The following is a 24,520-nucleotide window of genomic DNA, read 5'->3' as shown; positions in this document are numbered from 1 at the left end:
TCTTCGGGCTTCTCTCGTTTCCCAGCCATCGCTGATCCTCCAATTTGCAGGACAATCTATCCCAGTTGGTGGACCACTCTCAGGGGGCTACTCCACTGGCAGCTACGAGAAACCGATCTCTGCTTCAAGCATTCTCACCCTTTGGTCCCGCTTTGGCATAGGACCCCCTTGGTCGGAAGGTACGATCTTTCATCTCGTTTCTCAGCCATATTGAATGACATCAGAGAAGGTAAGCGTGAAAGGCCGCGAGTTGATCCTTCACCATATGATCGTTGGCTCGGCAATCGTCTGCGAGATGGAACCGACGATACATGGCTCGCTGATTATACCCTTTATTCGGCAACGACGTTTTGCACCCTCCTGGGAACAGAGCTTCTACGCTTGGAAGATGTTTCCGATCTGGACCAAAGTGCGCAGTTGCGTCGCGCTCGAGCATTGGGCTTTGGTGCCGCCAGCCAAGGTGAGGACGAGATCCAGGATGCGTTAGACAAGCTTGCTGTGCTTTCAGACGCCGCCAATGCCAAGCCAAAGAAAGCTCTCGGTCGTTTGTTCGTAGATTTCAGCCAAGAGCATCTGCATAAGGATGACTTCACCCCGTTTCGTAAGATTCTGAGAGATTGTATCGTCCGCAACTGGCCGGTTGCTGCCGGAGAAACTGTTCTTGGGTTTGTGCAGGCTGAAAGGCAACGGCACTCGATTCGTTCCGCTTCGGAAGAGACAGGTATTGGGCCTTCGCTACTTGAGAGGTTCCTGGTTGATGCTGGAGCGATTGACGCTGACGACGACCGGCCAATCGCACGGAAAACCTTTGACGCCATGGCTTATGCCGACCTGTTGGCGGAGATCCCGACGCTGGTGGGACCAATCGGAATGCAACGAGCGATGGGGGCAACGAAAGGTCAACTGGCTTCGTTGGTTGAAGATGGGGTTTTGACGCCTCGGATCGACAATCCCATGGTCAAGTCGCCTTGGCGGGCGTCGGACGGTGTGGCACTGGTCGCCGAACTTCAAGAAATAGCAGTTCCAATAGAGCCCGCTGACGAAAGCTGGGAAAGCATTCAGGACGCCAAACATCGGTCCGATTTGGGTGTTGGTATGATTATCGCAGGGTTGCGGTCAGGCAACCTTCGACTGGGTCGGCGCCCGGACTTTGAAGGCTATGCAGCGTTTTGTGTGGTGAAGGACGAAGTCGACCGAGTGAAAGCGGATAAATTAAAGGCTGAGGGCGGTCCCTTGATCACGGCGGCAGCCTTTGGTCGACTGGTTGGCATACGTACTCAGGGCTGGTTCGAAAAACTTGCAGGTTCCGGGCACACGCCCGCAACACGCAGACTGCATCCGAAAAGGGGGCGCGAGCGGGTTTATGTCTCGGAGAGCGATATCGAAGAGTTTCGAAAACGCTTTGTGACTTCGCCGATGATGAAGGGTGAGTTCGGACTGACCTCAAGAAAACGGCTGCTAGCGGCATTGGAGAGATTTGCGCCAAACGGGGAGGACTATGGCCCGCTCTATCTGCGTGAAGATGTTGAAGCGTTCCTCAAGTAGCCTTCAAGCGACCACCAGATAGGCTCCACTCCCGCCGGTCATCTGAGTTTGCCAGTCAGTCAATGTTCTTTGGGGTGCGATTCAAGCAGGGAAATTTTATGTGCGAATTTGCACCAAGGCATCGCCCTATGCCGCTCGCCGTTCAAGGGAAAACTTCTTGACACTGATTCGCACGAACAGGCGGCTTTTCGCACTCTTATGCTCAATTGGCAGGAAGGGATTTCATGGCTGGGGTGGTAGGATTCGAACCTACGATACACGGTACCAAAAACCGCTGCCTTACCACTTGGCTACACCCCAGCAGCGGAGCGCTTGATACTGTCAGGTGGCGGGGTCCGCAAGCCCCTCTCTCCAAAAAAACACATCATTCCGACAATGGGTCAAAGGCGGACGGGCGTGGCCTTCGCAATCGCGTCCAACGCCATCAACGTTGACAGAAGCTGGGGCATTTCCGACAGCGGAATCATGTTCGGGCCGTCCGACGGCGCTGTGTCCGGAGCCTCGTGTGTCTCGATGAAAACCGAGGAAATCCCCAAGCTTACCGCGGCTCTGGCCATGACTGGCGCGAACTCGCGTTGCCCGCCGCTCGCGCCGCCCAGCCCCCCGGGCTGTTGAACAGCATGCGTGGCGTCCATGACCACCGGGTAGCCGGTTTTCGCCATTTGGGGGAGGCTTCGCATGTCGGCTACGAGCGTATTGTATCCGAAGCTGTTGCCGCGCTCAGTCAGGAGGATCTTCCGATTGCCGGTCGATTCGACCTTCGCGGCAACATTCGCCATGTCCCATGGGGCGAGAAACTGGCCTTTCTTGATGTTCACGACTGAGTCAGATTCACCGGCAGCCAGGAGGAGGTCCGTCTGGCGGCACAGAAAGGCCGGGATCTGCAGAACATCCACGGCTTGTGCGACGAGCGTGCACTGATCGGCTGTGTGCACGTCCGTCAGGACCGGACAGCCAACGCGGTTTCTGACCTCCGAAAGGATGTCCAGACCGGCGGCCATACCCGGCCCGCGGCGCCCTGTGAGCGATGTGCGGTTGGCCTTGTCGTAGGATGCCTTGAAGACGAAGTTTGCACCGACGGCTGAGCAGGCTTCTTTCAGCGTTTCGGCGATCATCAGGGCGTGGTCCAGGGTTTCCAACTGGCATGGTCCCGAGATCACGGTCAGCGGTCGATCGTTTCCGACCGTCAGTTGGCCGATGGGAACGTCGATCATGAAGGCCTCCTCAGGCAGAGATCTGTTCGCGCAGCACCGACGCGGTGAGCGACACCATCAGGAAGATACCCGCAAAGATGGCGAATGCCAGAAGCGTATTCTCGAATGCGCGGGGGTACGTGGGCTCATCGGGTGCAACGGGTTTCACACCCATTGCCATGTACCGCACCTGCCGGTTGGCCTCGATCCGCGCAAGCTCGAGTTGCGTTGCCGCCTGTTGCAGCAGCAATTGTCGCGTTGTCAGTTCGGCCTCGGCGATTCTGAGCTGACCGGAGACCCGCGCCAGCGAGGCTTCGCCGGTGTTGTTCGCCGTCATGGAGCCACGCAGGTCGTCGATGAGGGCTTCCAGCCTTGCGATGTCGCCCTGAACGCCACGAACCCGGGCCTGGTTGGGGCGAGCGTTTGCCTGCAACTGCTCCAGTTGCAGCTTCTTCTCGTAGAGCTGCACTTCGAACGTCGTGATCTGCTGCATGAGTGCACCGGTTTCAGAGACCGGGTCCAGCACACCCAACTCCTCCTGGAGCGCCAGCACATCCTGTTGCGCGTCCCGGACCTTTTGCTCGGCTGAAAGGTAGCTTTCCTGAGCGCCGGCCATCTGGTCCTCGCGCAATCGACGGGTGAGATTGTCGACGAGTTCCTCCGCATAGCCAATCAGGGCTTCCGAGAAACCCTGGCTGGTCTGCGGATCGGCGGCGACGACTTCCATTTTCAGGATTCCCTCTGTCGGGTCGAAGCCCACCTGAACTTTCTTCGAGTAGATCTTGTAGGCATCTTCGTTGGACGCATCATGTTCAAGACGTTGGATCGGGTCGATCCGGTCCTGGCTGAAATGCGCCTTGAAGCCCATGTCCTGGTCGAGCCGCATCATGGCATCGCGCGACTGGAGGTAGGATTGGACGGTCGTGCTGTCCTGCTGGACCGCGAGGCCCGTTCCCTGGAACAGCCCGCCAATCCCCGAAGCTGCGGCGCTGGAATCGGCCTGCTGGATCACGAACTCCGACTTCGTGGCGTACATCGGTGTCGCGATGACTGCAAAGTACCAGCCGGCAATCAGGGTCGGCAGGAACACGAAGATACTCAACCGGGCCAGCAGAAGCAGCATCTTGCGGCGCCGACGGCGGGCGATGTCCTGCTGGATCTGGAGTATCTCGCCCGCGCGGTCCTCCGGGATCTGGAGCGGGATCTCCGGCAAGCTGGGAGGGCGAGACCGAACGATTGTCTGCGGAAGCTGCACGGGTTGGGTTTTCGGCGCGGCCTCTCCGCTGCCCGGCACGAGTTCGAGCATGTTGGAGCGCTGGAAGGGATCGATACCTTTTGCGCGCAGCAGTCGAACGGCGTCGAAGTCGGAAGTTGGGGCGAGCCCGTGTTTCTGCGCTGTCCGGCGCGCAAGGCGCAGCTGGCGCCCCGTCAAACCTTCTCGCCGGATGGTTGCGATGTCAGTTTCGGAGGCCACGTCCTGCGGGGTTGATACCTCGCCGATATGCGCCGTCTGGCTTTGCGTGGGGGTGTCTTCGGCGCTGGGTTGAGGCGGAGACGGTGGCGCGGCCGCTTCGGCAACGGCGGACAGCTTTGGACGGACGCTGGCCGGCGCCACGCCCTCGGCAAGCGCATCGTCACGCTTCAGCCGGTAGTTCTTCGCCTTAGCCTTCGTAGTCATAGAGCTGTTTCGCTTCTTCCAAAGTGTCGAACATATAAATCTTGCCGGCTCTCAGCACGGCCGCACGGCGGGCGAACTTCTCCAGCACTTCGGGCTGGTGGGAGACAATCACGACCGTCGTTGTTTTAAGCCGCTCACGCAGGACGGCCCCGGCCTTCTTGTTGAACTCCACATCCGTCGTGTTCGGCATGCCTTCGTCGATCAGGTATATGTCAAAGTCGAGTGCCAGCATCAGGGCAAAGCTGAACCGGGACCGCATCCCCGCGCTGTAGGTGCCGACGGGCATGTCGAAATACTCGTCCAAGCCGCAGAGCCAGCGGGCGAAGGCCTCAACGTAGTCGGGGTCGAGCCCGTAGAGCCGGGCGATGTAGCGGGCGTTCTCGGTTCCGGTGTGCCGGTGAACCACGCCCCCCATGAAGCCCAGTGGAAAGGAGACACGGCTGGTCCGGCGGACCTGTCCTTCGTCGGGCTTTTCCAGCCCGGCCATCATGTTGATGATCGTGGTCTTGCCGGTGCCGTTAGGGGCCAGGATGCCAACAGAGGTGCCGATGTCCACGCGGAGGCTGGCACGATCAAGGATCACCTTGCGCTGCGTCCCGGTCCAGAAGGACTTGCTGACATTGTCGAACTCGATCATGCACCGTTCTCGGCCTGCCGATTTGGCCACCTTGCCGGGACCACCTTGCCTTGCGGTTAACTATCACACCGCATTTAGGCGGCATTATGTCCGCCAACTCGGGCAGAGTTCAACGATTGGTAACAGACACGGACAGCTGCGGCCCCTTTTTTTGCGGGGCCGCAGGTGGTGCGCGGTCAGGCGATCAGGTTCCACGCAACGCCCGCCAGTACCGCGCCAACGAGGGCAAATCCGACGTAGCCGGCAAAGACGCGCGGCTTCACCAGCGCCCAGACGGCAACGGCAGCCGGGATACAGCTGACCCCGCCCGCAATCACGAAGGACATGGCGGCTCCGTTGGACATGCCCTGCGCGAGCAGCGCATCGACAAGCGGCACGGCGGCATAGCCATTGAGATAGGCCGGGGCGCCCACCAGCGCGCCGAGCAGGATGGGTTGCACTCCCGTGCCGCCCAGCACCTGTGCGATCGCATCGGCTGGCACGTAGGTGAGCATCAGCGATTCCAGCAGGTAGGCCAGCAGCAGCCATTTGAAGAGGAACACGGCATTTCCGCGCGCCGTGGTGGCAAAGGTGTTCCGTCGCGGCGCCTCGGTCCAGAAGTTCCAGACAGGTTGGCCCGAGAAAGGTTTCTTCGCGCTACAGCATCCGCCGACCTGTGGGCTTTGGCGCAGTGGGTCGGCGAAGACGGGTGAGTTTGCAAAGACCTTTACGCCGTAGCCCCCGAGAAGGCCGAGTCCGATCGCGGCGAAGGTCTTGGCAATGGCGAAATCCCAGCCGAGTGTTCCAGAGGTTATCAGGAACATGGCGGGATCCATGAGCGGCGAGGCCAGCCAGAAGGCCATGACGGCGGACAGTGGCGCGCCAACCGCCAGCATTGCGGCGATGAATGGAATGACCTCGCAGGAGCAGAAGGGGGACAGGCCACCGGCCAGCGCTGCAAGGAAGATCATGCGCGTTTCGCGCCCTTCGAAGGCGCGGGCCAGCAGCGCCTCTGCGCCGGTTGCCTTCAGGTATGCCACCGCGAGGACCGCGAACAGGATGAAGGGCGCCGTGTGCAGAATGGCCCCGGCGGCGAATGTCACTGTCGGCAGAGCCTGCGGTGGGTCGAACACCAGGAGCAGCAGCGGGATCGCGAGAATCAGCAGCCAGACCTTCTCGGCACGCTGCCAGAGGTCGGGGAGGGCATGGGCCCGTTGGGTCGTGTCACTCATGGGGATGTCTTTCGCAGGGCGCCTCGGTGTCGGCGCAGCATTCGGAGAGGAGGAATCGGCTGAGGGCGAGAACCTCGTCATAGGCGACGGCGGCGCAGATGATGCTGCGCCCCTTGCGTGCCTGCTCCACCAATCCCGCCTGTGCGAGGATCTTCAGGTGGTGGGTCAGCGTGGAGCCGGTCACGCCACTGCGGGTCCCGATCTCGCCGATGCTGAGACCTTCGGGACCGGCGCGAACGAGTGTTCTCAGCACGCCAAGCCTCTGCTCGGAGCCGAGCGCGGCGAAGCTGGAGGCCGCAATCTCGACGGGAATCGGGGTGGGGGTTTGATCACTCATGCTTTTAGTTTCGACATTTCTAGAAATTTCGCAATGTCTAAAATGTTGCGACCGGCGTCGGGACCCCTATCTTTCTGATCATGAACGAATTGTTGGAGCGCATCGCGGACTGCCGACTCTGTGCGGACCGGTTCGCTGCAACGGAAACGGCCCATGCGCCGCGTCCGGTCGCCTGGTTTCGGCCCGGTGCCCGGCTGCTCATTGCCGGGCAAGCCCCCGGTGCGCGGGTGCACGCGTCAGGCATACCGTTCGACGATCCCTCGGGTGACAGGCTACGTGACTGGTTGGGATTGGATCGCGCCGCATTCTATGACCGGGACAGGGTCGCAATCCTGCCGATGGCCTTTTGTTTTCCGGGGTACAGGAAGGGCGCCGATCTGCCGCCACCGCGGATTTGCGAGACCACCTGGCGTGCGGAAACGCTGGAGTGGATCGGACCATGTCCGCTTACAATCCTCGTTGGCGGATACGCTCAGAAATCCCACCTCGGCGCGGCGGCGCGCGTCGGAGTAACGGGGACCGTTGCGATGTGGCGCGACCATGCGCCGGGGCTCTTTCCCTTGCCCCATCCGTCGTGGCGCAATACGGCGTGGCTGAAACGAAATCCCTGGTTCGAGGCAGAGCTGCTGCCCGAACTCCGCCAACGGGTGAGCGAGGTGATGGCATGAGCAATCAACACACGGTTCTGGATGAGGCTGGACTGGCGATGGCCGCCACGCCAGACAATGCTGCCGCGCGGCTGCGTTTCTATGAGCGCCTTGCAGATACGGAGATGTTCCTGCTGTTGGAGCGCGAGTCCGACGGCGACAGCGTCGAGCCGCTGATGTTGCCACAGGACGATGGGCCGGTGGTGCTGGTCTTCGACCGGGAGGCGCGGCTGGCGGATTTCGTGGGCAAGCCATCGGCCTATGCTGCAATGTCGGGGCGGCTCGTCGTGCAGATGCTGCGAGGGCAGGGGGTCGGACTCGGGGTCAATCTCGGCACCCCGGCCTCCGAAGTTCTCCTGCCGGCAACGGCCGTCGACTGGCTGGCCGAAACTCTCGAACACCGCCCCCAGGAGACAGAGGAACGCCCGGCCGAATTGGAGGCCCCCGGAAACGTGCCCGAAGCCCTGCTGGTCGGCTTGGACACGAAGCTTGCCGCTGCGGCGGGCCTGGCGCCCATGGTCTATCTCGCCGCGGTCACCTACGAAAGCGGCCGCAAGACGCATCTTCTTGCCTTCGTCGACGCCGTGGACGGCGCCGAAGGGGCATTGGCCACGGCCGTGGGCGAGGTGCTCACCTTTTCCGGCGTCGAGGCCGGGGAGCTGGACGTGGCCTTCTTCGCCGCCAGCGATCCGATGGCGGCGCGGCTGGCGCGGGTGGGGCTGCGGTTCGACCTGCCGGATGCGCCGAAGCCGGAGATCACGGAGATTGCCCCCCCGGGTATGGATCCGGATCAACCGCCGATCCTGAAATAGGGCCGGCGTGCAAAGGCAATCGTGCGGCCGCCCGCCAGGCCAGATGGAATGACGAACGGCATGGGGCGAACGGCTCCCGCCCGTCGGTCGCACATCAGGGATGTGCACCTCCCGTTGGGTCGGGCGCCCTTCGGGCGCGGCGGTCCGCCAAGCGGATCTGTCGCTTGAACTAACACAGCTACTCGCAGGGATCTGAGCCGTCATGATCTGAGCGTGTCGCCCGCGCCGCGAAGCGGCGCCTTAGCCGTTCGAGCTTTGCTCGATGGCCACGCCCGTGGTTATTCAGGACGGTTCGGACGGGCTTCATCCCGACGCAGCGTTGCGAAGCGCATGCGGACCGCAGGTCGTCCCCGGACCGATGCGTGGCACGGCGGCACGCGGATCATCCGCCGCAGAGGCAACGCTCCGAGGGGAATGCCCTTCAGGAAATGCGGGAAATCCCCCCATCACCTTGACATCGGCGCCCGCGCGCGCTGTATCGGCGCGAATTCAGTTTCCCGCCGAAAGGGCCCCGCTATGCACGCCTACCGCAGCATGACCTGCGCCGAACTCACCCGCGAAAACGTGGGCGAGACCGTCCGTCTCTCCGGCTGGGTCCATCGGATCCGTGACCACGGCGGGGTGCTCTTCATCGACCTGCGTGACCACTACGGCATGACGCAGGTGCTTTGCGACCCTGACAGCCCGGTCTTCAACGAGGTTGAAAAGGTCCGCTCCGAGTGGTGCATTCGCATCGACGGCAATGTGAAGGCGCGCGACGAGTCGCTGATCAACCCCAAGATTCCGACCGGCGAGGTCGAGGTGTTCGTGCGCGACATGGAGGTGCTCGGTGCCTCCGACGAGTTGCCGCTCATGGTCTTCGGCGATCAGGAATACCCGGAAGAGACGCGCCTGCGCTACCGATACCTTGATCTGCGTCGCGAGGCGATGCAGGCGAACATGACACTCCGGTCGGACGTCGTGGCCTCCATGCGCAAGCGTATGTGGAACTTGGATTTCCGGGAATATCAGACGCCCATCATCACAGCCTCCTCGCCCGAAGGCGCACGCGATTTTCTCGTGCCTTCCCGCCTGCATCCTGGCAGGTTCTACGCGCTCCCGCAGGCGCCTCAGCAGTTCAAGCAGCTGATGATGGTTGCCGGTTTCGACAAGTACTTCCAGATCGCACCCTGTTTCCGTGACGAAGATCCGCGCGCCGACCGGTCGCCAACCGACTTCTACCAGCTCGACATGGAAATGAGCTTCGTCGAGCAGCAGGAGATCTTCGACACGATCGCACCGGTGCTTGCCGGCGTCTTCGAGGAATTCGGCGGCGGGCGAAAGGTCGATGCTCCGGGTGACTGGCCGCAGATCTCCTATCGCGATTCTGCCCTCTGGTACGGCACCGACAAGCCGGACCTGCGCAACCCGATCAAGATGCAGGATGTGTCCGAGCATTTCCGCGGTTCGGGCTTTGCGATCTTCGCCAAGCTGCTGGAACAGGACGGCACCCAGATCCGCGCCATCCCTGCACCGACAGGTGGCTCGCGCAAGTTCTGCGACCGTATGAACAAGTTCGCGCAGGCCGAGGGTCTGCCGGGAATGGGCTACATCTTCTGGCGCGAGGGCGCGGACGGTATGGAAGCGGCCGGCCCGCTGGCCAAGAACATCGGCCCGGAACGGACCGAGGCTATCCGCGAGCAGCTTGGCCTGAGCGTGGGCGACGCGGCCTTCTTCCTCGGTGGCAAGCCTGCTGTCTTCGAGAAGGTCGCCGGCAAAGCGCGCGACGTGATCGGCGAGGAGCTGAACCTCACGGACAAGGACCGTTTCGCCTTTGCCTGGATCGTGGATTTCCCGATTTATGAGCAGGACGAGGAAACCGGCCGGATCGATTTCGAGCACAACCCCTTCTCCATGCCGCAGGGCGGTCTGGAGGCATTGGAAGGCAACCCGCTCGACGTGCTCGGCTACCAATACGACCTTGCCTGCAACGGCTACGAAATCGTCTCCGGCGCTATCCGGAACCACAAGCCGGAGATCATGTTCAAGGCGTTCGAATTGGCCGGCTATCCGAACGAGGAAGTCATCAAACGCTTTGGCGGCATGGTCAACGCCTTCAAATACGGCGCTCCGCCGCACGGTGGCTGCGCGGCCGGCATCGACCGGATTGTCATGTTGCTGGCGGACGAAGCCAACATTCGCGAAGTCATGCTCTTCCCGATGAACCAGCGCGCGGAGGACCTGATGATGGGGGCCCCGTCCGAGCCTGCCAACGAGCAGCTTCGCGAACTGTCGCTGCGGGTGATCGAGGCGGAGTGATCCACGCGTCGAACCGATGATCGGGCCGGGCTCTGTCCCGGCCCTTTTTTTGTCGCGGAGCGGGTCTTTGCCGATGGCCAACTGGCTTCGTGGATGTGCTATTGAATATCGAGCGCGGATCGCGCGCAATCGGTCTGATCTGGTTCAACTTCAGGAGAGGCGCTTTTGGCCTTCGATCCGACACTTGCCGAGTTTCGCTTCGGCACCGGTCGCTCTCCCCGTTTAGAGGCACCAGCCTCTGTTGACGCGATGCTCTCGGCGCTGACGCGCGCGGACTCCATGGTGAGGGTTTTTCCTGTCCCGCCGTTTTCGTCCATTGCCGAAGACGCACGGCGCCACCAGTCCTTGCAAAGGGCGATCCGCCGGAACGAAGGCGATGTGGAGTCGCAAAAGGAAGAGTTCAAGAAGCTGCGCAGCCGGTTCAGTGCTCGAAAGTGGCGGTATGCGGCGCGGCAACTTGCACGCGGTTTGGAAACGGAGGATGGTTTTCGGGAGCGTCTCGTCGCATTCTGGGCGGACCATTTCACGGTGGTCAGCAAGAGCTTCGTCACGCGGCCTGCGGTCTCGATGTTCATCGACGAGGCCATTCGTCCGCATGTGGCGGGCCGTTTCGCGGATTTGCTCCGGGCGGCCACGCTGCATCCCATGATGCTGTTCTACCTCGACCAGACCCGGTCGGTCGGGCCGAACTCGCCGTTCGCGAAGGGAAAGCCGAACAGGGGCCTGAACGAGAACCTCGCCCGCGAAGTGCTTGAGCTTCACTCGCTCGGTGTGGACGGTGCCTACGGTCAGGATGATGTGCGCCAGTTGGCGGAGCTTTTTGCAGGGCTGGGTGGCAACGTTCCGGATGGGTTCAAGTATTTCGAGCGAAGGGGCGAACCGGGGCCGGAATACGTGCTGGGGCGCGCTTTCGGGCGGCGCAAGCCGAAGATCGAGGATGTCCACGAGGTTCTCGACACGCTCGCTACGCATCCTGACACCGCCGCGCATGTCGCGCGCAAACTGGCGGTGCACTTCTTTTCGGATACCCCTGATCCCGACCTGGTGGCTGCGCTGGAGACACGCTTCCTGGAGACGGGGGGCGATCTGACAAGCGTCTATGCAGCGCTGCTTGAGCACCCGACAGCTTTTTCCCGGCCCATGCGCAAGGTCCGCCGTCCGGTCGAGTTCATCGTCGCAGGACTGCGGGCCTTGGGGATGAGAGGCAAGACACTGACCAACCTCACCCCGAAGCGGTTTCGGCAACTTGTGACCACGCCTGCCCAGTTGATGGGTCAGACCTGGCAGACGCCGACCGGCCCCGATGGCTGGCCGGAGGACACCGGGCACTGGATCACCCCACAAGGTCTGGCTGCGCGGATCGATTGGGCGATGGGTGTGCAGGGGGCGTCGGAGTTGGAGTTGTCCGACCCGCGCGATTTCGTCGATGTGGCGCTTGGTTCACTGGCATCCGAGCGGACCCTGTTCGCCGCAGGGGCTGCGGAAACTCGCGGCGACGGGATCGGCCTCGTCCTGTCCTCTCCCGAATTCCAACGGCGCTAGGAGTACGACATGGTTTCAAGACGGGACTTCCTTCGCGCCTCTGCCGCACTTGGTTGCTCCGCTGCGGCAAGCCCCCTGCTGACGCCGGTTACCCTTGCGGCCGCGCCGTGGGATGCGCGACTGGTCGTTATCATCCTGCGCGGGGGGATGGACGGGTTGGACGTTGTGCAACCCTACGGAGATCGGGATCTCGCGGCGCTGCGGGGACGCGAATTGAAGTTCGGGGAGAGTGCTGGGGCCGCCGATCTCGACGGTTTTTTCGCTCTGCATCCGGCCATGTCGCCGCTCATACCTCTGTGGGCGGCGGGAGAGCTTTCTTTCGCGCATGCGGTGTCGACCCCGTATCGGGACAAGCGCAGCCATTTTGACGGACAGGATCTGCTTGAAGCCGGTGGCGGTTTTGGCCCGGGCGAGCGGGTGGCCCGCGATGGCTGGCTTAACCGGATGCTTCAATCCGTCCCGGGCGTCGAAGCGCGCACAGCCTACGCAATCGGGCGGGAGGATCTGCTACTGTTGAAGGGGGCTGCGCCAGTTTCGAACTGGGCGCCGGGGACGGAAATGCGGATCTCGCCACAGGCGGAACTGCTGCTGGAGATGACCTACCATGAGGATCCGCTTTTCCGGGATGCCGTGACCGAGGCGCTTGAACTGACCCGGACGATGGCCGCGACGGTGGAGGCCGCGCCCGACGATGACATGATGGCGATGCAGGAGATGATGAAGCAGGCCAAAGGCGGAAGGGGACACCTGGAAGTGGCCGAGTTCGCCGTCGAACGCCTTCGGGAGGAGACACGGATTGCTGCATTCTCGATCAACGGCTGGGATACGCACAACAATCAGCGCTATGTACTTTCGCGGGCGCTGGGCCGACTGGCCGACACAATCCTAGCGCTGAAAATCGGTCTGGGGCCACTTTGGGCCGGGACCACGGTCTTGGCCTTGACGGAGTTCGGCCGGACCGTGCGTCAGAATGGAACCGCCGGCACGGATCACGGAACCGGCGGCGCCATGCTTCTGGCAGGTGGGGCAATCCGGGGGGGCATCGTTCACGGAAAATGGCCCGGGCTGTCAGAGGGTGATCTCTACGCGGGACGCGACCTGTTGCCGACCGAGGATGTTCGTGCCTATGCTGCCTCGGCCATACGCGGGCTGTATGGTCTGCCGGTTTCGGTGCTCGAGAGCGCCGTCTTTCCCGGGCTCGACATGGCGCAGGCTCCCGGCGTGATCCTCTGAACCCATGGTGGGAGCGGAAATTGGCGACCCAATGCGTTCCGATCTATTCCAACGGGACGCCCCACACCCTGTCTGGGCCCGCGCTGCCAATGCCAGACATGCCGGCGCGCGCCCCTTCAGAGCGGGCCTGTGCCGGTCAGGCGGGTCTCGACGTAGTCATTGATCTCGCCCAGAGCGGCCTGCACCGGCAGGTCGTTGCCCAACCCTTCTTTCAAGTGCGCGGCAGCGCGTTCGAGCGTGGTGTCGCTGGCGCATTGCGCAAGCGAGGACAGGAATTGCGCGATGTATCCAAGGGTTTGGGTATCGAGCGGCGTGGACAGAATTTCCGCCACATGGCTGAGATCATCACGCAGGGCGATCGGGTCCGGGCTGATCGAAGCGGAGCTGAGCTTGCGAGGTCCTACAGGGCGTTCCGCAACTGGCATTCGGTCGAGAATGGCCTGCTGAAACGCCGCGAGGCTCGTAATCGGCTTCAACAGGAACCCATCGGCACCTGCTGTCATGGCCTTTTGCTCCTCCCCGGCATCGCCGCTTATGCCGAGGAGCACGGGAACGCGCGGGGCGGAGGATGCCAGGTCGTGGATCAGTTCCGCGCCGGATCCGTCCGGCAGCCCCATGTCGACCACAACCGTCGACGGCCGGTAGACCGAAAGGTGGCGATGTGCGGAGGCCAAACAATCCGCCCTGCGGATCCGGGCACCGCTTCGCAGGCAAAGGAGCCGCATCGCCTCGCAGGCGAAACGACTGTCTTCCACAACCAGAACAGTCAGGCCCAGGAGCGGCCGTTCGGCGGTGGGCTTCCGGGCATTCACGAGCGTGGCGAAATCGTCCGACATTGTCCGTCCTTTCATCCTTTGCAATGAGTAAACGGCGATTCTGCCTAACGAGCGGTAAATGGACGCTGAGCCGCAGGCGCCAGGGGTTGCAGCACCCGCCCGCCCGGCGCGATAAGGGCGCCGAAACTCAAGCCAGGAGAAGATCATGATTGGTCGTCTGAACCACGTTGCCATTGCCGTGCCGGACCTCGAAGCGGCGTCCGAGCAGTACCGCAATACACTGGGCGCCAAGGTGGGCGAGCCACAGGACGAGCCCGATCACGGGGTCACGGTCGTGTTCATCGAGTTGCCGAACACCAAGGTAGAGCTGCTTTACCCGCTGGGCGAGAAATCCCCGATCGCCGGTTTCCTGGAGAAGAACCCCGCCGGTGGCATCCACCACATGTGCTACGAGGTTGAGGATATCCTCGCCGCCCGTGACAAGCTGACGGAGCAGGGCGCGCGTGTGCTTGGCAACGGTGAGCCGAAGATCGGCGCCCACAAGAATCCGGTGCTTTTCCTGCATCCCAAGGATTTCAACGGTTGCCTGATCGAACTCGAGCAGGTCGGCTGAATGGCGATCACCTCCGCGCTCGTCCTGTTCGCCGTGATCTGGTTCATGGTGTTGTTCATCGTGCTGCCGATCCGGCTGACCACGCAGGATGATTCGGGGGACGTCGTGCCCGGTACGCCACGCTCTGCCCCGACGAACCCTGCTCTGAAACGCAAAGCCAGGATCGTGACCCTTGTGACATTGCCGCTTTGGGGCATTACTTGCGCCATCATCATGACCGGGACGATCACCGTGGACGACTTTGATCTGTTCCACAGGTTTGGTCCCGAAGGTGGGGCGGCACAAACGACCAAGGATGGAGAGTAGACGATGAAAAGACTGATGTGTCTGGCGGCCGGGCTGGCGTTGGCGGGATGCAATTCCGCACCTCCGGCCAATCCGGTGGCGCAATCTGTCGCCGGAGCCGAAAACCCGGCGGCGGCCTTCTGCGTCAAGAGCGGCTGGGAGTACTTCACCGAGACCACACCCGACGGCGAACGCGGCATTTGCCGTCTGCCCGACGGCACGGAGGCGGATGCCTGGGAGCTGTTTCGGGCCGCGAGCGGATAAACTCGCTGCACGTCATGTGAACCGAAGGGATCGAAAACGTCGCCGGGCAACCCGGCGGCGCTTTTTCTTTCGGGCTAGAGGTCTTGCGCTCTCGCCAGACTCTGCGCGCCCGGAGTTTCCAACCGGTGATAGAGGTGCGTGAAGGTCGCGGCACCGAGGATCGGAACAAACAGGTTCACGATCGGAATTGAAAGCGGTGCTGCCATGAGCGTGCCAGCAAGCCAGATCTTCGGCATGTGCCGGCGGCGCGCGACCTTTGCGCCTTCGCGACCGACACGCCGCATGGCTACGAGTTGGAAGTACTCGCGACCGAGCAGAAACCCGTTCACGATCCAGAACATGATCGGTGCGAAGGGACCGACCATGAAGTAGAGGATCAGCGCGATCACGTTCACGAAGACGATCACGCCGAGGAAATTGATGGAATCCTTCATCGCATCCCCCCAGTGGACAGGATCGACCGGGGGCAGGTGCGGGTAGTGACGGGACTCCACGGCTTCGGCGACATCGTCGAGGAAGAAGCCTGTGAAGGCCGAGGCAACCGGCACCATCAGGAACACGGAAGCGCCGAGCATTAGCACGATGGCAGCGCCGGATGCCAGCCCATTTGCAAAGTCGAGGGAGATACCGAAGAGTGTCGAATCCGTCGGCACGAGACCGCCGACGACCCAGGCCAGAAGCCACGTCGCTCCGGCGAGCAGGCCGATTGTCAGGCCGAGACCGAGGAAGAGCACACGCAGAAACCGCCGGTCCATCATCTGCGACAACGCTTTCGCGAAGTCGGACAGGATCCTCATGACCGCACCCATTGCGTGATCGCGTCGAGGTCGGGGCGGGGGCGTTCAGGCGGTTTGGCGGTTTCGGTGCCAATGTGGATGAAACCGGCGACGAATTCCTCCGACGCCAGGCCTAGGCCCTGCTCGACAAAGGGCCGATCAAAGCTGGCCCAGCCGGTGAGCCAGTTGGCTCCCCAGCCCGCGGCGAGACTTGCCGCGAGAAGTCCGTAGCAGGCAGCACCGATGGAGAGGGTCTGTTCGACCTCCGGGACCGCGTCGTTGGGCTTCGGCACGCCAATGACCGCGACCACGAGGTCGGCATCCGCGAACTGCCGCACCATTTTCTCCGACTTGTCCGGGTCCAGCGCGAGAGCCTCGGCGCGGGCCTTCACCAATTCGGCGAGGCGTTCAAGGGCTGCCTTCTGGAGCACGATGAACCGCCAGGGCTCCAGCTTCTTGTGGTCCGGGGTGCGGGCCGCCACGGTCAGAAGCGTCCGCAGCGCATCCGCGTCGGGCACCGGCGTCGTCAGTGTCTTTGCCGGGCGCGACCGGCGGGTCAGCAGGAAATCGAGGGCGGCCTGGTTCGGTTGAGGCATGAAAACTCCGTAGATCTGTTGCGCCCTAGTTAAGTGCGAAAGAAGAAATCCTCCAGATCCGAGATCAGGCTATTCACCATCGCGTCGTGCCGGGGACCCGGCTGGCGGGTGGCGAAGGTGCTGGCCAGCGGGTCCTCCGCGACAACCGGGGCGTCGGACAGGGCCTCCAACGTGGCATGGCCGCAGAAGGGGACGTAGACCTCCGAATACCCCCCTTCGTGCACAAGCACGAGTTTGCCATCGCAGAGCGTCTCGGCGGCGGCACGGGTGCGTGCAGTCAGGTCCTGGAACGTCTGGGCGGTTGCCAGCATTCGCGACAACGGGTCGATTGCGGCTGCGTCGAAGCCGCAGGCAACGACGACAATATCGGGACGGAAGGAGTCCAGCGCGGGCAGGACAAGGCGGTCAAAGGCGGCGAGGTAGCCCGTGTGGCCGGTTCCCGGGGGCAGCGGGATGTTCATATTGGCACCATCACCCAGTCCCGCGCCACGATCCTCGGCATCCCCGGTGTCCAGTGGGTAATTGCGCTCCTGGTGCATTGAAATGGTGAGCACGTCGGGCCGGTCGTAGAAGATTGCCTCGCTGCCGTTGCCGTGGTGCACATCCCAGTCGAGGATTGCCACGCGCTCGACCATACCTTCGGCAAAGGCGGCTTCAACCGCGATGGCGATATTCGCAAGCAGGCAGAAACCGTTGGGGAACTCTGGCAGGCAATGGTGCCCCGGGGGGCGGGAGAGGGCGTAGGCATTGTCCATCTCACCCCGCAGCACCGCGAACACGGCTTCGCGGGCAAGGCCGGCGGATAGCGCGGCGATCTCGTAGCCCCCCTGGCCGAAAGGGGTCCTCAAGCCAAGTTCGCCGCCTCCGGCCCCGGAGAGAGCGCGAAAATCTGCGAGGTAGCTTTCCGGGTGCACCCGCGCAAGGTCCTCCGCCGATGCCGGTGCACCGCCCCGCATGACAAGGTGTGCATCGAGGCCCGTCACGCGGATCAGGTTGAGCAGGCGCCGCTTGGTTTCCGGGTTCTCCGGCAAACCGCCTGCAAGCGGCTGTACCAGTCCGCCAACGGGCAAGGTCATGGCGTAGTTGCCCCCTCCATGCCAGAAGCAGCGCTCGTCCCAGAAAAATCCCGTGGCCATGATGGTTCTCCGTCTTGTCGCGGGCTACCCTAGGCAGCGGAAATCCGGACGGGAAGGGCGGAATGGAAAAGGGTGGCCTCGCGCATCTGGTCGTGGAGGGGGGCGAGCTTGCGGTACGGGTGACCCCGAAGGCTTCGCGCAACGCGGTAGAGGCCTCGGGCGAGGAGCTTCGGGTCTATGTCACGGCCGTACCGGAAGGCGGTAAAGCCAACGCAGCGGTGCAAAAGCTTCTGGCGAAGGCACTCGGCGTCCCGAAGTCGCGGCTTGAACTGGTCCGGGGCGCGACCAGCCGGGACAAGGTGTTCAGACTTGCCGGGTAGCGCACCGCGGACGGCCACCGATGGAGCGCGTGTCAGGCGCTCCGCGGGGTGATGCGGTTCGCGTGGCCCATCTTGCGGCCCGGACGGGTTTCGGACTTGCCATAGAGGTGCAGTGCGCAGGCCGGATCGCGGGCGAGGTCGGGTACCCGATCCATGTCGTCGCCGATCAGGTTCTCCATCGTCACATCCGTGTGGCGGCTGCCGTCGCCAAGGGGCCAGCCTGTGATCGCGCGGATATGCTGCTCGAACTGGTCGACCGCGCAGCCGTTTTGCGTCCAATGGCCGGAGTTGTGCACGCGGGGGGCGATTTCGTTGACGATCAGCCCTGTTGGCGTGACGAAAAGCTCCACGCCCAGAACGCCAACATAGTCGAGCGCATTCAGGATTGCCCCGGCGAGCAGCACGGCATCGGTGCGCAAACGGGAGGGGATCGGGGCGGGCACGGTCGTGGTGCGCAGGATGCCGCCCTCATGGACGTTCTCGCCCGGATCGAAGCAGGAAATCTCACCGCTGAGGCCACGTGCGGCAATGACAGAGATTTCGCTGGTGAAGGAGACAAATCCTTCGAGCACGGCGGGTGCGCCGTTCGTGGCAGCAATGGCATCGGCGGCCTGATCGGGATCGGTCAGGCGGACCTGTCCCTTGCCGTCGTATCCGAGGCGTCGGGTCTTTAGGATCGACGGGCAACCAAGGGTCTTAAGGGCGCCTTCAAGGTCGGCGAGGCTTTCCACATTGGCATAGGGGGCCGTTGCCAGCCCCAGTCCGCTGAGGAACTCCTTTTCCGTCAGCCGGTCCTGGCTGACGGAAAGCGCCTTGCGATTGGGCCGTAAGGGCACGATCGCCTCGATCCTGTCGAGAGCCTCGGCCGGGACATTCTCGAACTCGAAGGTCACGACGTCGACGGAGCGGGCGAACGCCTCGAGCGCAGCGGGGTCCTCGTAGGGCGCCTGCGTGCGGGCGGCCGCAACATCGGCAGCGGGGGCGGCGCCGGGTTCGTATATGTAACAGCGATAGCCCAGACGCGCTGCCGCAACGGACAGCATGCGGCCGAGCTGGCCGCCGCCGAGGATACCAATGGTGGCGCCGGGGGCGAGGGGTTCACTCATCGACCGGCACCTCCGGGATGGAGGCGGACAACGCCGCGCGCCACGCATCGAGGCGGTCGGCGAGATCCGGATCCTCGTTGGCAAGGATCGCGGCGGCCATGAGACCGGCATTCGCGGCGCCAGCCGTGCCGATGGCCATCGTGGCCACCGGGAACCCTTTGGGCATCTGGACAATGGAGTAGAGCGAGTCGACACCGGAAAGCGCGCGGGTCTGCACCGGGACACCGATCACGGGAACGCGGGTTTTCGAGGCGACCATCCCGGGCAGGTGGGCCGCGCCGCCGGCACCTGCGACGATCGCCTTCAGCCCGCGACCGGCGGCCCCCTTGCCGTACTCCCACAAGCGGTCGGGCGTGCGGTGCGCCGAGACGATGCGGGCCTCGTAGGCGACACCGAGTTCATCGAGGATCTTGGCCGCTTCCTTCATGGTGGGCCAGTCCGACTGGCTGCCCATGATGATTCCCACTTTCGGCTCCGACATCTCACCCTCCTGCTGGATCAGAGCGGGCACTATAGCCACGGCGCGAAGCGGTGCAATCGGATGCGTGGCCTCAGGGGCGGGTCAGGCGATGATGTCGGGGGTTATCTGGTCTTCGAGGACAGAAATCTGGTCCTTCAGGGCCAGTTTCTGCTTCTTCAGCCGGCGAATGGTGAAGGTATCGGCGGTGCCGGTCTCCTCGAGCGCGCGAATGGCATCGTCGAGATCCCTGTGTTCCCGCATGAGAACATTGAGCTTCACGCGCTTGACCTCCACCGGGTCCATTTCACTGGGTGCGTTCATGCCTGCCTGAGATCGACTCTTCGAGTGGTTTCCCGAGCATAGGACCATGAAGGCGGTTTCGCAAAGGCCCAACCTTGCAGATGTCGACCCCAGCGCCCATATTTTCGGGACGGGTGCCCGGATCCGGGGCCCGTGCAATGCATGGTCGCTTCGTGAAAGGACGTGCCCGATGACCAAGACCGCACTTGGATCCCATCCGTTCCTGTTGGGATTTGAACAGCTTGAACGCCTCGTTGAACGGACAGCCAAGTCCGGGAATGACGGCTATCCCCCCTACAACATCGAGCAGTCCGGCGAGCAGAGCTATCGCATCACTCTGGCCGTGGCCGGGTTCGCGGAAGCGGATCTGTCGATCACTGTCGAGGATCGGCAACTGGTGATCCGGGGTCGGCAATCCGAGGATGAGGACGAACGCATCTTCCTCTATCGCGGCATCGCTGCACGGCAGTTCCAGCGCAGTTTCGTGTTGGCCGACGGGGTTGAAGTCTCCGGCGCGACGATGGAGAACGGGCTTCTGCACGTCGATCTGGAGCGCTCCGTGCCCGACAAGGTCGTGCAGACGATCCAGATCAACCGGGATTGAGGAGAGCGACATGGACTACAAGCATCCCATCGGCGAGGAGCAGGGCATCGAGATCCGGCCCATTGTCTACGTGCGCCCGGTCGATGTGACCGATCTCCCCGAAGATATTCGCGACCAGGCCGAGGGCGTCGACGAGCTTTATGCCGTTCACACCGAGGAGGGCGAGCGTATTGCCCTCGTGCAGGGGCGTGAACTGGCCTTCGTCCTTGCGCGCGAAAACGACATGGAGCCGGTGAACGTTCACTGATACCGGCGCCGCAACCGCGGTCTGTGCCCCGTTGCAGGCGTTGCCCATTTGGCGAAAGACGATCCCTTTCAGTGGCTGAAGCCGCCCCAAGCCCATGACTTCCTGAGCGCCCGCTCTGCGGGCACGAGAGGTCGGCTGTATCGTGCAGGTATGCCAACGGCCGGGAGAAGTAGAACTCTACATTTTAAGGACTTCCCTAGGCAGGAAGTATCCCACAGCGGGCCGTGACATGGCTGGTTCGTTTTATGGAGTGATTTGCCGCTCCAAAGGCGTTGCATCCACCCGAGGGCCTGGCACGCTGCATGCGGATCCGCAGTGGCCTCCTAATCCTCAACGGCGGCTCGGACCGAATTCCCTTGTCACCGACTCTCGATAGTTTATCAGCGATCCTGAACAATGACGAAGTAGGCGCATGACAGAATCTACGGGCTGTAACGGGTCGCAGCCCAGCCCTGCAAAGGCAAGCGACTGGATCAGGGTTCTTGCCAACTACCGTGAGCCGAATGACCGTCGAAGCACCTTCGAGCTGGCCGTAACAGCGATCCCGTTCGCAGTTTTCTGGGGACTCGCCTGGTACGCATTGTCGATCAGCCACTGGTTGGCGCTCGCTATTTCCCTTTTGATCGCCCCATTCCTGTTGCGCCTCTTCGCGATTCAGCATGATTGCGGACATGGGTCTTTCTTCCGGAACCGGGTTGTCAGCGATTGGGTTGGCAGGTGCCTCGGGGTGCTGACCCTGACACCCTACGACGTCTGGCGTCGGGCGCATGCGATTCACCACAGCGCCGCAGGCAACCTGAACCGGCGTGGCATGGGGGATATCCTGACCCTCACGACAGAAGAATACGCGGCGCTGTCGCCTGTTGGCCGCCTGAAATATCGCCTCTACAGGCACCCAATCACATTGTTCGGCATTGGTCCGAGCTACGTCTTCCTGCTGGAAAACCGCCTTCCTCTGGGGTTCATGGACGGTGCGAAGTACTGGATCAGTTCGATGGGCACGAACCTGGCCATCCTCGTGGCCGCGGCGCTGATCTGGTATCTTGGCGGCGCGATGCCGTTGCTGCTGATCTTCCTGCCGTCGACCCTGATCGCGGCCACGGCCGGTGTCTGGCTGTTCTACGTGCAACACCAGTTCGAGCACACGCAATGGGAATCTGAGCCCGACTGGCAGGTGCACGAATCCGCGCTGCATGGAAGCTCACACTACGTCCTGCCGCCGGTTCTCCAATGGGTTTCGGCCAATATCGGGATCCACCATGTGCATCACCTCTACAGTCGAATCCCGTTCTATCGTCTGCCGGAGGTCCTGAAGGATCACGCAATACTGGCGGAAAGCAACCGGATGACCATTCGGCAGAGCCTGTCCACGGTGAAGCTGAAACTGTGGGATACAGAGTCCAAGCGGCTGGTGACGTTCTCGGAAGCCCGGGCGCTTCAGGGCTGAGCCAAGGCTGTCGCGCCGACGAGGTTAGACTTCCGTTCAGAACGGCCTTGGGTGGTCGCGCGCAAGGGCTGTGTCTGGTTCCAATGCCGATATTGGGTGTATGCCGTCACTGCAGCAAAAGCCGATTTGTGACGTGCGCGCATGCAGAGCGTCGATGGCAGGCGCCGATGCAATTGAACTGAAAACGCCCCGCTGGAGGTCCGGCGGGGCGTCGTCGTTTCAGAAGGGGGCGCGGGGGATGGCCCCCGCGTCGACCCAGATCAGGATCCAGCGCCGATCAGGCCCATGCTTTCCAGCTTCAGAAGGACCTGCTGAGCGCAGTAGTCGACGTCCACGGCCTCGGTGTCGAGGCGCAGCTCCGGGTTCTCCGGCGCGTCGTAGGGGTCGGAAATACCCGTGAACTCCTTGATCTTGCCTTCCCGCGCAAGCTTGTAGAGCCCCTTGCGGTCGCGCTTCTCGCATTCCTCGATGGAGGTTGCGACATGCACTTCGACAAAGGCGCCGTATTGCTCGATCTCTTCGCGCACGGCCCGGCGCGTGGTGGCGTAGGGCGCGATCGGCGCGCAGATCGCGATACCGCCATTCTTGGTAATCTCCGATGCCACGTAACCGATACGGCGGATGTTCAGGTCGCGGTGCTCCTTGGAGAAGCCCAGCTCGCTGGACAGGTTTTTCCGCACGATGTCACCGTCGAGCAGCGTCGTCGGACGACCGCCCATCTCCATCAGTTTGACCATCAGCGCGTTGGCGATGGTGGACTTGCCGGAGCCGGAGAAACCGGTGAAGAACACTGTGAAGCCCTGCTTGGCACGCGGCGGCTTGGTGCGGCGCAACTCCTTGACCACGTCGGGGAAGGAGAACCACTCGGGGATTTCCAGGCCCTCGGCCAGACGGCGGCGCAGTTCGGTGCCGGAGATGTTGAGGACGGTCACGCCTTCTTCGATCTCGTCGGCGGGCTCGTACTGGGCGCGATCCTGCACATAGACCATGTGCTTGAACGGCACCATTTCGATGCCCATTTCCTCTTCGTACTGCTTGAAGAGCTCCTGCGCGTCGTAGGGGCCGTAGAAATCCTCGCCAGCGGAGTTCTTGCCGGGGCCGGCATGGTCGCGGCCGACGATGAAGTGGGTCACGCCGTGGTTCTTGCGGATGAGCCCGTGCCAGACAGCTTCACGCGGGCCGGCCATGCGCATGGCAAGGTTCAGCAGCGACATGGTGGTCGTTGCGGCCGGGTACTGGTCGAGGACAGCCTCGTAGCAGCGGACACGGGTGAAGTGGTCGATGTCGCCCGGCTTGGTCATGCCGACGATCGGGTGGATCAGCAGGTTGGCCTGGCTTTCCTTCGCGGCGCGGAAGGTCAGTTCCTGGTGGGCGCGGTGCAGCGGGTTCCGGGTCTGGAATGCCACGACCTTGCGCCAGCCGAGCTTGCGGAAATAGGCGCGCAACTCGTTCGGCGTGTCGCGGCGAGCACGGAAATCGTAGTGAATCGGCTGCTGGATCCCGGTGATCGGGCCGCCGAGGTAGACCGGGCCGGCATGGTTGTGCAGGTAGTTGACGGCCGGGTGCGCGTCGTCATTGGCGCCGAATACCTTTTCGGCTTCCCGTGCCTTGTCCGGGGTGAAACGGTCGGACACCGACAGGATCGCGAGGATAACGCCTTCCTGATCGCGCAGGGCGATGTCCTGGCCGGGTTCGATGGAGGCCGCAAAGTCTTCCGAGACGTCCAGCGTGATCGGCATCGGCCAGAGCGACCCATCGGCAAGGCGCATGTTCTCCACGACGCCGTTGTAGTCTTCCTCGGTCAGGAAGCCCTTCAGCGGGTTGAAGCCGCCGTTCATCAGCAACTCGAGGTCGCAGATCTGGCGCGGAGTGAGATCCCAGCTCGGCAGGTCGGCAGCTTCAACTTTCAGCTTCTGCGCGCTTTCGTGCGAGACATAGAGCTCCGGGATCGGAGCATGTTGATTTTGCATCGGTTTGGTCCTGTGTTGAAAGGGGTTGAGACCGGTGGAGGTGCCGGTCAGTTCTGCATGAAGGGCGTCGTATTCCGCAAATTTCCGGGACAGGAATGTGTCCCGGAGGCGCTGCAGTTCGGCGGCGCCGCGCGGGGTAATGGAATAGGCAAAACGCTGACGCTTGTCCGGTCCGGCGCGATCGGAGATCCTGACCAGCCCGGCCTCTGCCGCCGCTCGAAGCTGCGCGTTCAGCCGTCCGAGCGACACGTCCAGCGCCGTGGCCGTGGTTCGTTGCGACGCGTCCGGCGCTATGTCGAGCTGGCGCAGCATCCGGAAGAGAAGGTCTTCTTCTTCCGGGGATGCTGGTTTTTCGCGGGCGGTGTTCATCGGCGACTCAATAAGTGTTCACGCGTGAACACATTGCATGAACAGCGCCGAGGGCAAAGAGCGGATTCGGGTGTTTCTTGAGAAATGGCGGAATGCTGCCTGACTGCAACAATCCACG

26 protein-coding genes and 1 tRNA gene are annotated in these 24,520 nt (G+C 62.7%); 13 read left to right on the top strand and 14 right to left on the bottom strand.

What is annotated here, in order from left to right; all coding sequences use genetic code 11:
• The first annotated feature begins 381 nt into the window (after positions 1–381).
• Positions 382–1,545, top strand: a complete 1,164-nt coding sequence (locus CLV78_RS09245; protein ID WP_106204477.1) for a hypothetical protein — start codon at positions 382–384, stop codon at positions 1,543–1,545.
• Between the two features lie 225 nt (positions 1,546–1,770).
• Here CLV78_RS09245 and CLV78_RS09240 read toward each other — a convergent pair.
• The 6 genes from CLV78_RS09240 to CLV78_RS09215 form a co-directional block, all read right to left on the bottom strand.
• Positions 1,771–1,845 (bottom strand) — tRNA-Gln (locus CLV78_RS09240).
• An 80-nt stretch (positions 1,846–1,925) separates the two neighbouring features.
• Complete coding sequence (gene kdsA, locus CLV78_RS09235; RefSeq protein ID WP_106204476.1) at positions 1,926–2,759, bottom strand: 3-deoxy-8-phosphooctulonate synthase; 834 nt, start codon at positions 2,757–2,759, stop codon at positions 1,926–1,928.
• Between the two features lie 10 nt (positions 2,760–2,769).
• The gene (locus tag CLV78_RS09230; protein WP_106204475.1) at positions 2,770–4,416 is read right to left on the bottom strand and encodes a KpsE/RkpR family capsule polysaccharide export protein; all 1,647 of its coding nucleotides are present in this window, start codon (positions 4,414–4,416) and stop codon (positions 2,770–2,772) included.
• A complete protein-coding gene (locus CLV78_RS09225; protein WP_106204474.1) occupies positions 4,400–5,053 on the bottom strand; it encodes an ABC transporter ATP-binding protein in 654 nt (217 codons plus the stop codon). Before CLV78_RS09225 ends, CLV78_RS09230 begins: the two co-directional genes overlap by 17 nt.
• Before the next feature lie 176 nt (positions 5,054–5,229).
• Entirely contained in the window at positions 5,230–6,264 is a 1,035-nt protein-coding gene (locus tag CLV78_RS09220) for a permease (RefSeq protein WP_106204473.1), read from the bottom strand.
• Complete coding sequence (locus tag CLV78_RS09215) at positions 6,257–6,601, bottom strand: ArsR/SmtB family transcription factor (protein ID WP_106204472.1); 345 nt, start codon at positions 6,599–6,601, stop codon at positions 6,257–6,259. The genes CLV78_RS09220 and CLV78_RS09215 overlap by 8 nt, the downstream gene beginning before the upstream one ends.
• A gap of 80 nt (positions 6,602–6,681) precedes the next feature.
• Here CLV78_RS09215 and CLV78_RS09210 point away from each other — a divergent pair, with 80 nt between their 5' ends.
• The 5 genes from CLV78_RS09210 (at position 6,682) to CLV78_RS09190 (ending at position 13,133) form a co-directional block, all read left to right on the top strand.
• Positions 6,682–7,269 (top strand): uracil-DNA glycosylase family protein, encoded by a 588-nt coding sequence (locus CLV78_RS09210; RefSeq protein WP_106204471.1) that lies wholly within the window; start codon positions 6,682–6,684, stop codon positions 7,267–7,269.
• On the top strand, positions 7,266–8,060 hold the full coding sequence (locus CLV78_RS09205; protein ID WP_106204470.1) for an SseB family protein: 795 nt from the start codon (positions 7,266–7,268) through the stop codon (positions 8,058–8,060). Before CLV78_RS09210 ends, CLV78_RS09205 begins: the two co-directional genes overlap by 4 nt.
• A gap of 516 nt (positions 8,061–8,576) precedes the next feature.
• The gene (gene aspS, locus CLV78_RS09200) at positions 8,577–10,358 is read left to right on the top strand and encodes an aspartate--tRNA ligase (RefSeq protein ID WP_106204469.1); all 1,782 of its coding nucleotides are present in this window, start codon (positions 8,577–8,579) and stop codon (positions 10,356–10,358) included.
• Positions 10,359–10,523: 165 nt separating this feature from the next.
• A complete protein-coding gene (locus CLV78_RS09195; protein ID WP_106204468.1) occupies positions 10,524–11,900 on the top strand; it encodes a DUF1800 domain-containing protein in 1,377 nt (458 codons plus the stop codon).
• Between the two features lie 9 nt (positions 11,901–11,909).
• Positions 11,910–13,133 (top strand): DUF1501 domain-containing protein, encoded by a 1,224-nt coding sequence (locus CLV78_RS09190; RefSeq protein WP_106204467.1) that lies wholly within the window; start codon positions 11,910–11,912, stop codon positions 13,131–13,133.
• Between the two features lie 116 nt (positions 13,134–13,249).
• Here the strand turns inward: CLV78_RS09190 and CLV78_RS09185 are convergent, their stop codons facing one another.
• Positions 13,250–13,969, bottom strand: coding sequence for a response regulator (locus tag CLV78_RS09185; protein ID WP_106204466.1), 720 nt, complete (start codon positions 13,967–13,969; stop codon positions 13,250–13,252).
• Between the two features lie 145 nt (positions 13,970–14,114).
• Between CLV78_RS09185 and mce the strand changes: the two genes are divergently transcribed.
• From mce to CLV78_RS09170, 3 genes are read left to right on the top strand one after another with little or no spacing between them, the layout of a single operon-like run.
• A complete protein-coding gene (gene mce / locus CLV78_RS09180; protein WP_106204465.1) occupies positions 14,115–14,522 on the top strand; it encodes a methylmalonyl-CoA epimerase in 408 nt (135 codons plus the stop codon).
• Positions 14,523–14,828, top strand: a complete 306-nt coding sequence (locus tag CLV78_RS09175; RefSeq protein ID WP_106204464.1) for a DUF1467 family protein — start codon at positions 14,523–14,525, stop codon at positions 14,826–14,828. It abuts the gene before it with no gap.
• Between the two features lie 3 nt (positions 14,829–14,831).
• Positions 14,832–15,071 carry a putative hemolysin gene (locus CLV78_RS09170; RefSeq protein ID WP_106204463.1) on the top strand — a complete coding sequence of 80 codons (240 nt, stop codon included), beginning with the start codon at positions 14,832–14,834 and terminating at the stop codon, positions 15,069–15,071.
• 74 nt (positions 15,072–15,145) lie between these two features.
• Here the strand turns inward: CLV78_RS09170 and CLV78_RS09165 are convergent, their stop codons facing one another.
• The 3 genes from CLV78_RS09165 to CLV78_RS09155 are packed head-to-tail and all read right to left on the bottom strand — an operon-like array spanning position 15,146 to position 17,579.
• Positions 15,146–15,868, bottom strand: a complete 723-nt coding sequence (locus CLV78_RS09165; RefSeq protein ID WP_106204529.1) for an EI24 domain-containing protein — start codon at positions 15,866–15,868, stop codon at positions 15,146–15,148.
• Positions 15,865–16,443 carry a nitroreductase family protein gene (locus tag CLV78_RS09160; protein ID WP_106204462.1) on the bottom strand — a complete coding sequence of 193 codons (579 nt, stop codon included), beginning with the start codon at positions 16,441–16,443 and terminating at the stop codon, positions 15,865–15,867. Before CLV78_RS09160 ends, CLV78_RS09165 begins: the two co-directional genes overlap by 4 nt.
• 29 nt (positions 16,444–16,472) lie before the next feature.
• Complete coding sequence (locus CLV78_RS09155) at positions 16,473–17,579, bottom strand: class II histone deacetylase (protein ID WP_106204461.1); 1,107 nt, start codon at positions 17,577–17,579, stop codon at positions 16,473–16,475.
• Positions 17,580–17,641: 62 nt separating this feature from the next.
• On the opposite strand from CLV78_RS09155, the gene CLV78_RS09150 reads away from it, so the two are divergent.
• On the top strand, positions 17,642–17,899 hold the full coding sequence (locus tag CLV78_RS09150; protein ID WP_106204460.1) for a DUF167 domain-containing protein: 258 nt from the start codon (positions 17,642–17,644) through the stop codon (positions 17,897–17,899).
• Between the two features lie 32 nt (positions 17,900–17,931).
• On the opposite strand, the gene CLV78_RS09145 is transcribed toward CLV78_RS09150, so the two are convergent.
• The 3 genes from CLV78_RS09145 to CLV78_RS09135 all read right to left on the bottom strand — a co-directional run bounded on the left by CLV78_RS09145 (position 17,932) and on the right by CLV78_RS09135 (position 19,786).
• Positions 17,932–19,005 (bottom strand): 5-(carboxyamino)imidazole ribonucleotide synthase, encoded by a 1,074-nt coding sequence (locus tag CLV78_RS09145; protein ID WP_106204459.1) that lies wholly within the window; start codon positions 19,003–19,005, stop codon positions 17,932–17,934.
• The gene (purE, locus tag CLV78_RS09140) at positions 18,998–19,486 is read right to left on the bottom strand and encodes a 5-(carboxyamino)imidazole ribonucleotide mutase (RefSeq protein ID WP_106204458.1); all 489 of its coding nucleotides are present in this window, start codon (positions 19,484–19,486) and stop codon (positions 18,998–19,000) included. Before purE ends, CLV78_RS09145 begins: the two co-directional genes overlap by 8 nt.
• A gap of 81 nt (positions 19,487–19,567) precedes the next feature.
• Positions 19,568–19,786 carry a YdcH family protein gene (locus CLV78_RS09135; RefSeq protein WP_106204457.1) on the bottom strand — a complete coding sequence of 73 codons (219 nt, stop codon included), beginning with the start codon at positions 19,784–19,786 and terminating at the stop codon, positions 19,568–19,570.
• Positions 19,787–19,955: 169 nt separating this feature from the next.
• Between CLV78_RS09135 and CLV78_RS09130 the strand changes: the two genes are divergently transcribed.
• The 3 genes from CLV78_RS09130 to CLV78_RS09120 all read left to right on the top strand — a co-directional run bounded on the left by CLV78_RS09130 (position 19,956) and on the right by CLV78_RS09120 (position 22,063).
• A complete protein-coding gene (locus CLV78_RS09130) occupies positions 19,956–20,369 on the top strand; it encodes an Hsp20 family protein (protein ID WP_106204456.1) in 414 nt (137 codons plus the stop codon).
• A 10-nt stretch (positions 20,370–20,379) separates the two neighbouring features.
• Positions 20,380–20,616, top strand: coding sequence for a DUF1150 family protein (locus CLV78_RS09125; protein WP_106204455.1), 237 nt, complete (start codon positions 20,380–20,382; stop codon positions 20,614–20,616).
• A gap of 412 nt (positions 20,617–21,028) precedes the next feature.
• Positions 21,029–22,063, top strand: coding sequence for a fatty acid desaturase (locus tag CLV78_RS09120; protein WP_106204454.1), 1,035 nt, complete (start codon positions 21,029–21,031; stop codon positions 22,061–22,063).
• 260 nt (positions 22,064–22,323) lie between these two features.
• Here CLV78_RS09120 and CLV78_RS09115 read toward each other — a convergent pair whose 3' ends face one another.
• Positions 22,324–24,402 carry a bifunctional sulfate adenylyltransferase/adenylylsulfate kinase gene (locus CLV78_RS09115; protein ID WP_106204453.1) on the bottom strand — a complete coding sequence of 693 codons (2,079 nt, stop codon included), beginning with the start codon at positions 24,400–24,402 and terminating at the stop codon, positions 22,324–22,326.
• Positions 24,403–24,520 lie beyond the last annotated feature (118 nt).

Source organism: Aliiruegeria haliotis (genome assembly GCF_003003255.1).
Lineage (GTDB): Bacteria > Pseudomonadota > Alphaproteobacteria > Rhodobacterales > Rhodobacteraceae > Tropicimonas > Tropicimonas haliotis.
This window is presented reverse-complemented; position numbering and strand designations above follow the sequence as displayed.

Excerpts from the sequence above, each read along its gene's own strand:
- CLV78_RS09135 (WP_106204457.1), bottom strand. The coding sequence starts at position 19,786 with ATGAACGCACCCAGTGAAATGGACCCGGTGGAGGTCAAGCGCGTGAAG.
- CLV78_RS09145 (WP_106204459.1), bottom strand. The coding sequence starts at position 19,005 with ATGAGTGAACCCCTCGCCCCCGGCGCCACCATTGGTATCCTCGGCGGC.
- CLV78_RS09220 (WP_106204473.1), bottom strand. The coding sequence starts at position 6,264 with ATGAGTGACACGACCCAACGGGCCCATGCCCTCCCCGACCTCTGGCAG.
- CLV78_RS09215 (WP_106204472.1), bottom strand. The coding sequence starts at position 6,601 with ATGAGTGATCAAACCCCCACCCCGATTCCCGTCGAGATTGCGGCCTCC.
- CLV78_RS09190 (WP_106204467.1), top strand. The coding sequence starts at position 11,910 with ATGGTTTCAAGACGGGACTTCCTTCGCGCCTCTGCCGCACTTGGTTGC.
- kdsA (WP_106204476.1), bottom strand. The coding sequence starts at position 2,759 with ATGATCGACGTTCCCATCGGCCAACTGACGGTCGGAAACGATCGACCG.
- CLV78_RS09170 (WP_106204463.1), top strand. The coding sequence starts at position 14,832 with ATGAAAAGACTGATGTGTCTGGCGGCCGGGCTGGCGTTGGCGGGATGC.
- CLV78_RS09165 (WP_106204529.1), bottom strand. The coding sequence starts at position 15,868 with ATGAGGATCCTGTCCGACTTCGCGAAAGCGTTGTCGCAGATGATGGAC.
- CLV78_RS09130 (WP_106204456.1), top strand. The coding sequence starts at position 19,956 with ATGACCAAGACCGCACTTGGATCCCATCCGTTCCTGTTGGGATTTGAA.
- CLV78_RS09230 (WP_106204475.1), bottom strand. The coding sequence starts at position 4,416 with ATGACTACGAAGGCTAAGGCGAAGAACTACCGGCTGAAGCGTGACGAT.
- aspS (WP_106204469.1), top strand. The coding sequence starts at position 8,577 with ATGCACGCCTACCGCAGCATGACCTGCGCCGAACTCACCCGCGAAAAC.
- CLV78_RS09185 (WP_106204466.1), bottom strand. The coding sequence starts at position 13,969 with ATGTCGGACGATTTCGCCACGCTCGTGAATGCCCGGAAGCCCACCGCC.
- CLV78_RS09205 (WP_106204470.1), top strand. The coding sequence starts at position 7,266 with ATGAGCAATCAACACACGGTTCTGGATGAGGCTGGACTGGCGATGGCC.
- CLV78_RS09115 (WP_106204453.1), bottom strand. The coding sequence starts at position 24,402 with ATGAACACCGCCCGCGAAAAACCAGCATCCCCGGAAGAAGAAGACCTT.
- CLV78_RS09175 (WP_106204464.1), top strand. The coding sequence starts at position 14,523 with ATGGCGATCACCTCCGCGCTCGTCCTGTTCGCCGTGATCTGGTTCATG.
- CLV78_RS09225 (WP_106204474.1), bottom strand. The coding sequence starts at position 5,053 with ATGATCGAGTTCGACAATGTCAGCAAGTCCTTCTGGACCGGGACGCAG.
- CLV78_RS09155 (WP_106204461.1), bottom strand. The coding sequence starts at position 17,579 with ATGGCCACGGGATTTTTCTGGGACGAGCGCTGCTTCTGGCATGGAGGG.
- CLV78_RS09160 (WP_106204462.1), bottom strand. The coding sequence starts at position 16,443 with ATGCCTCAACCGAACCAGGCCGCCCTCGATTTCCTGCTGACCCGCCGG.
- CLV78_RS09150 (WP_106204460.1), top strand. The coding sequence starts at position 17,642 with ATGGAAAAGGGTGGCCTCGCGCATCTGGTCGTGGAGGGGGGCGAGCTT.
- CLV78_RS09125 (WP_106204455.1), top strand. The coding sequence starts at position 20,380 with ATGGACTACAAGCATCCCATCGGCGAGGAGCAGGGCATCGAGATCCGG.
- CLV78_RS09120 (WP_106204454.1), top strand. The coding sequence starts at position 21,029 with ATGACAGAATCTACGGGCTGTAACGGGTCGCAGCCCAGCCCTGCAAAG.
- CLV78_RS09210 (WP_106204471.1), top strand. The coding sequence starts at position 6,682 with ATGAACGAATTGTTGGAGCGCATCGCGGACTGCCGACTCTGTGCGGAC.
- purE (WP_106204458.1), bottom strand. The coding sequence starts at position 19,486 with ATGTCGGAGCCGAAAGTGGGAATCATCATGGGCAGCCAGTCGGACTGG.
- mce (WP_106204465.1), top strand. The coding sequence starts at position 14,115 with ATGATTGGTCGTCTGAACCACGTTGCCATTGCCGTGCCGGACCTCGAA.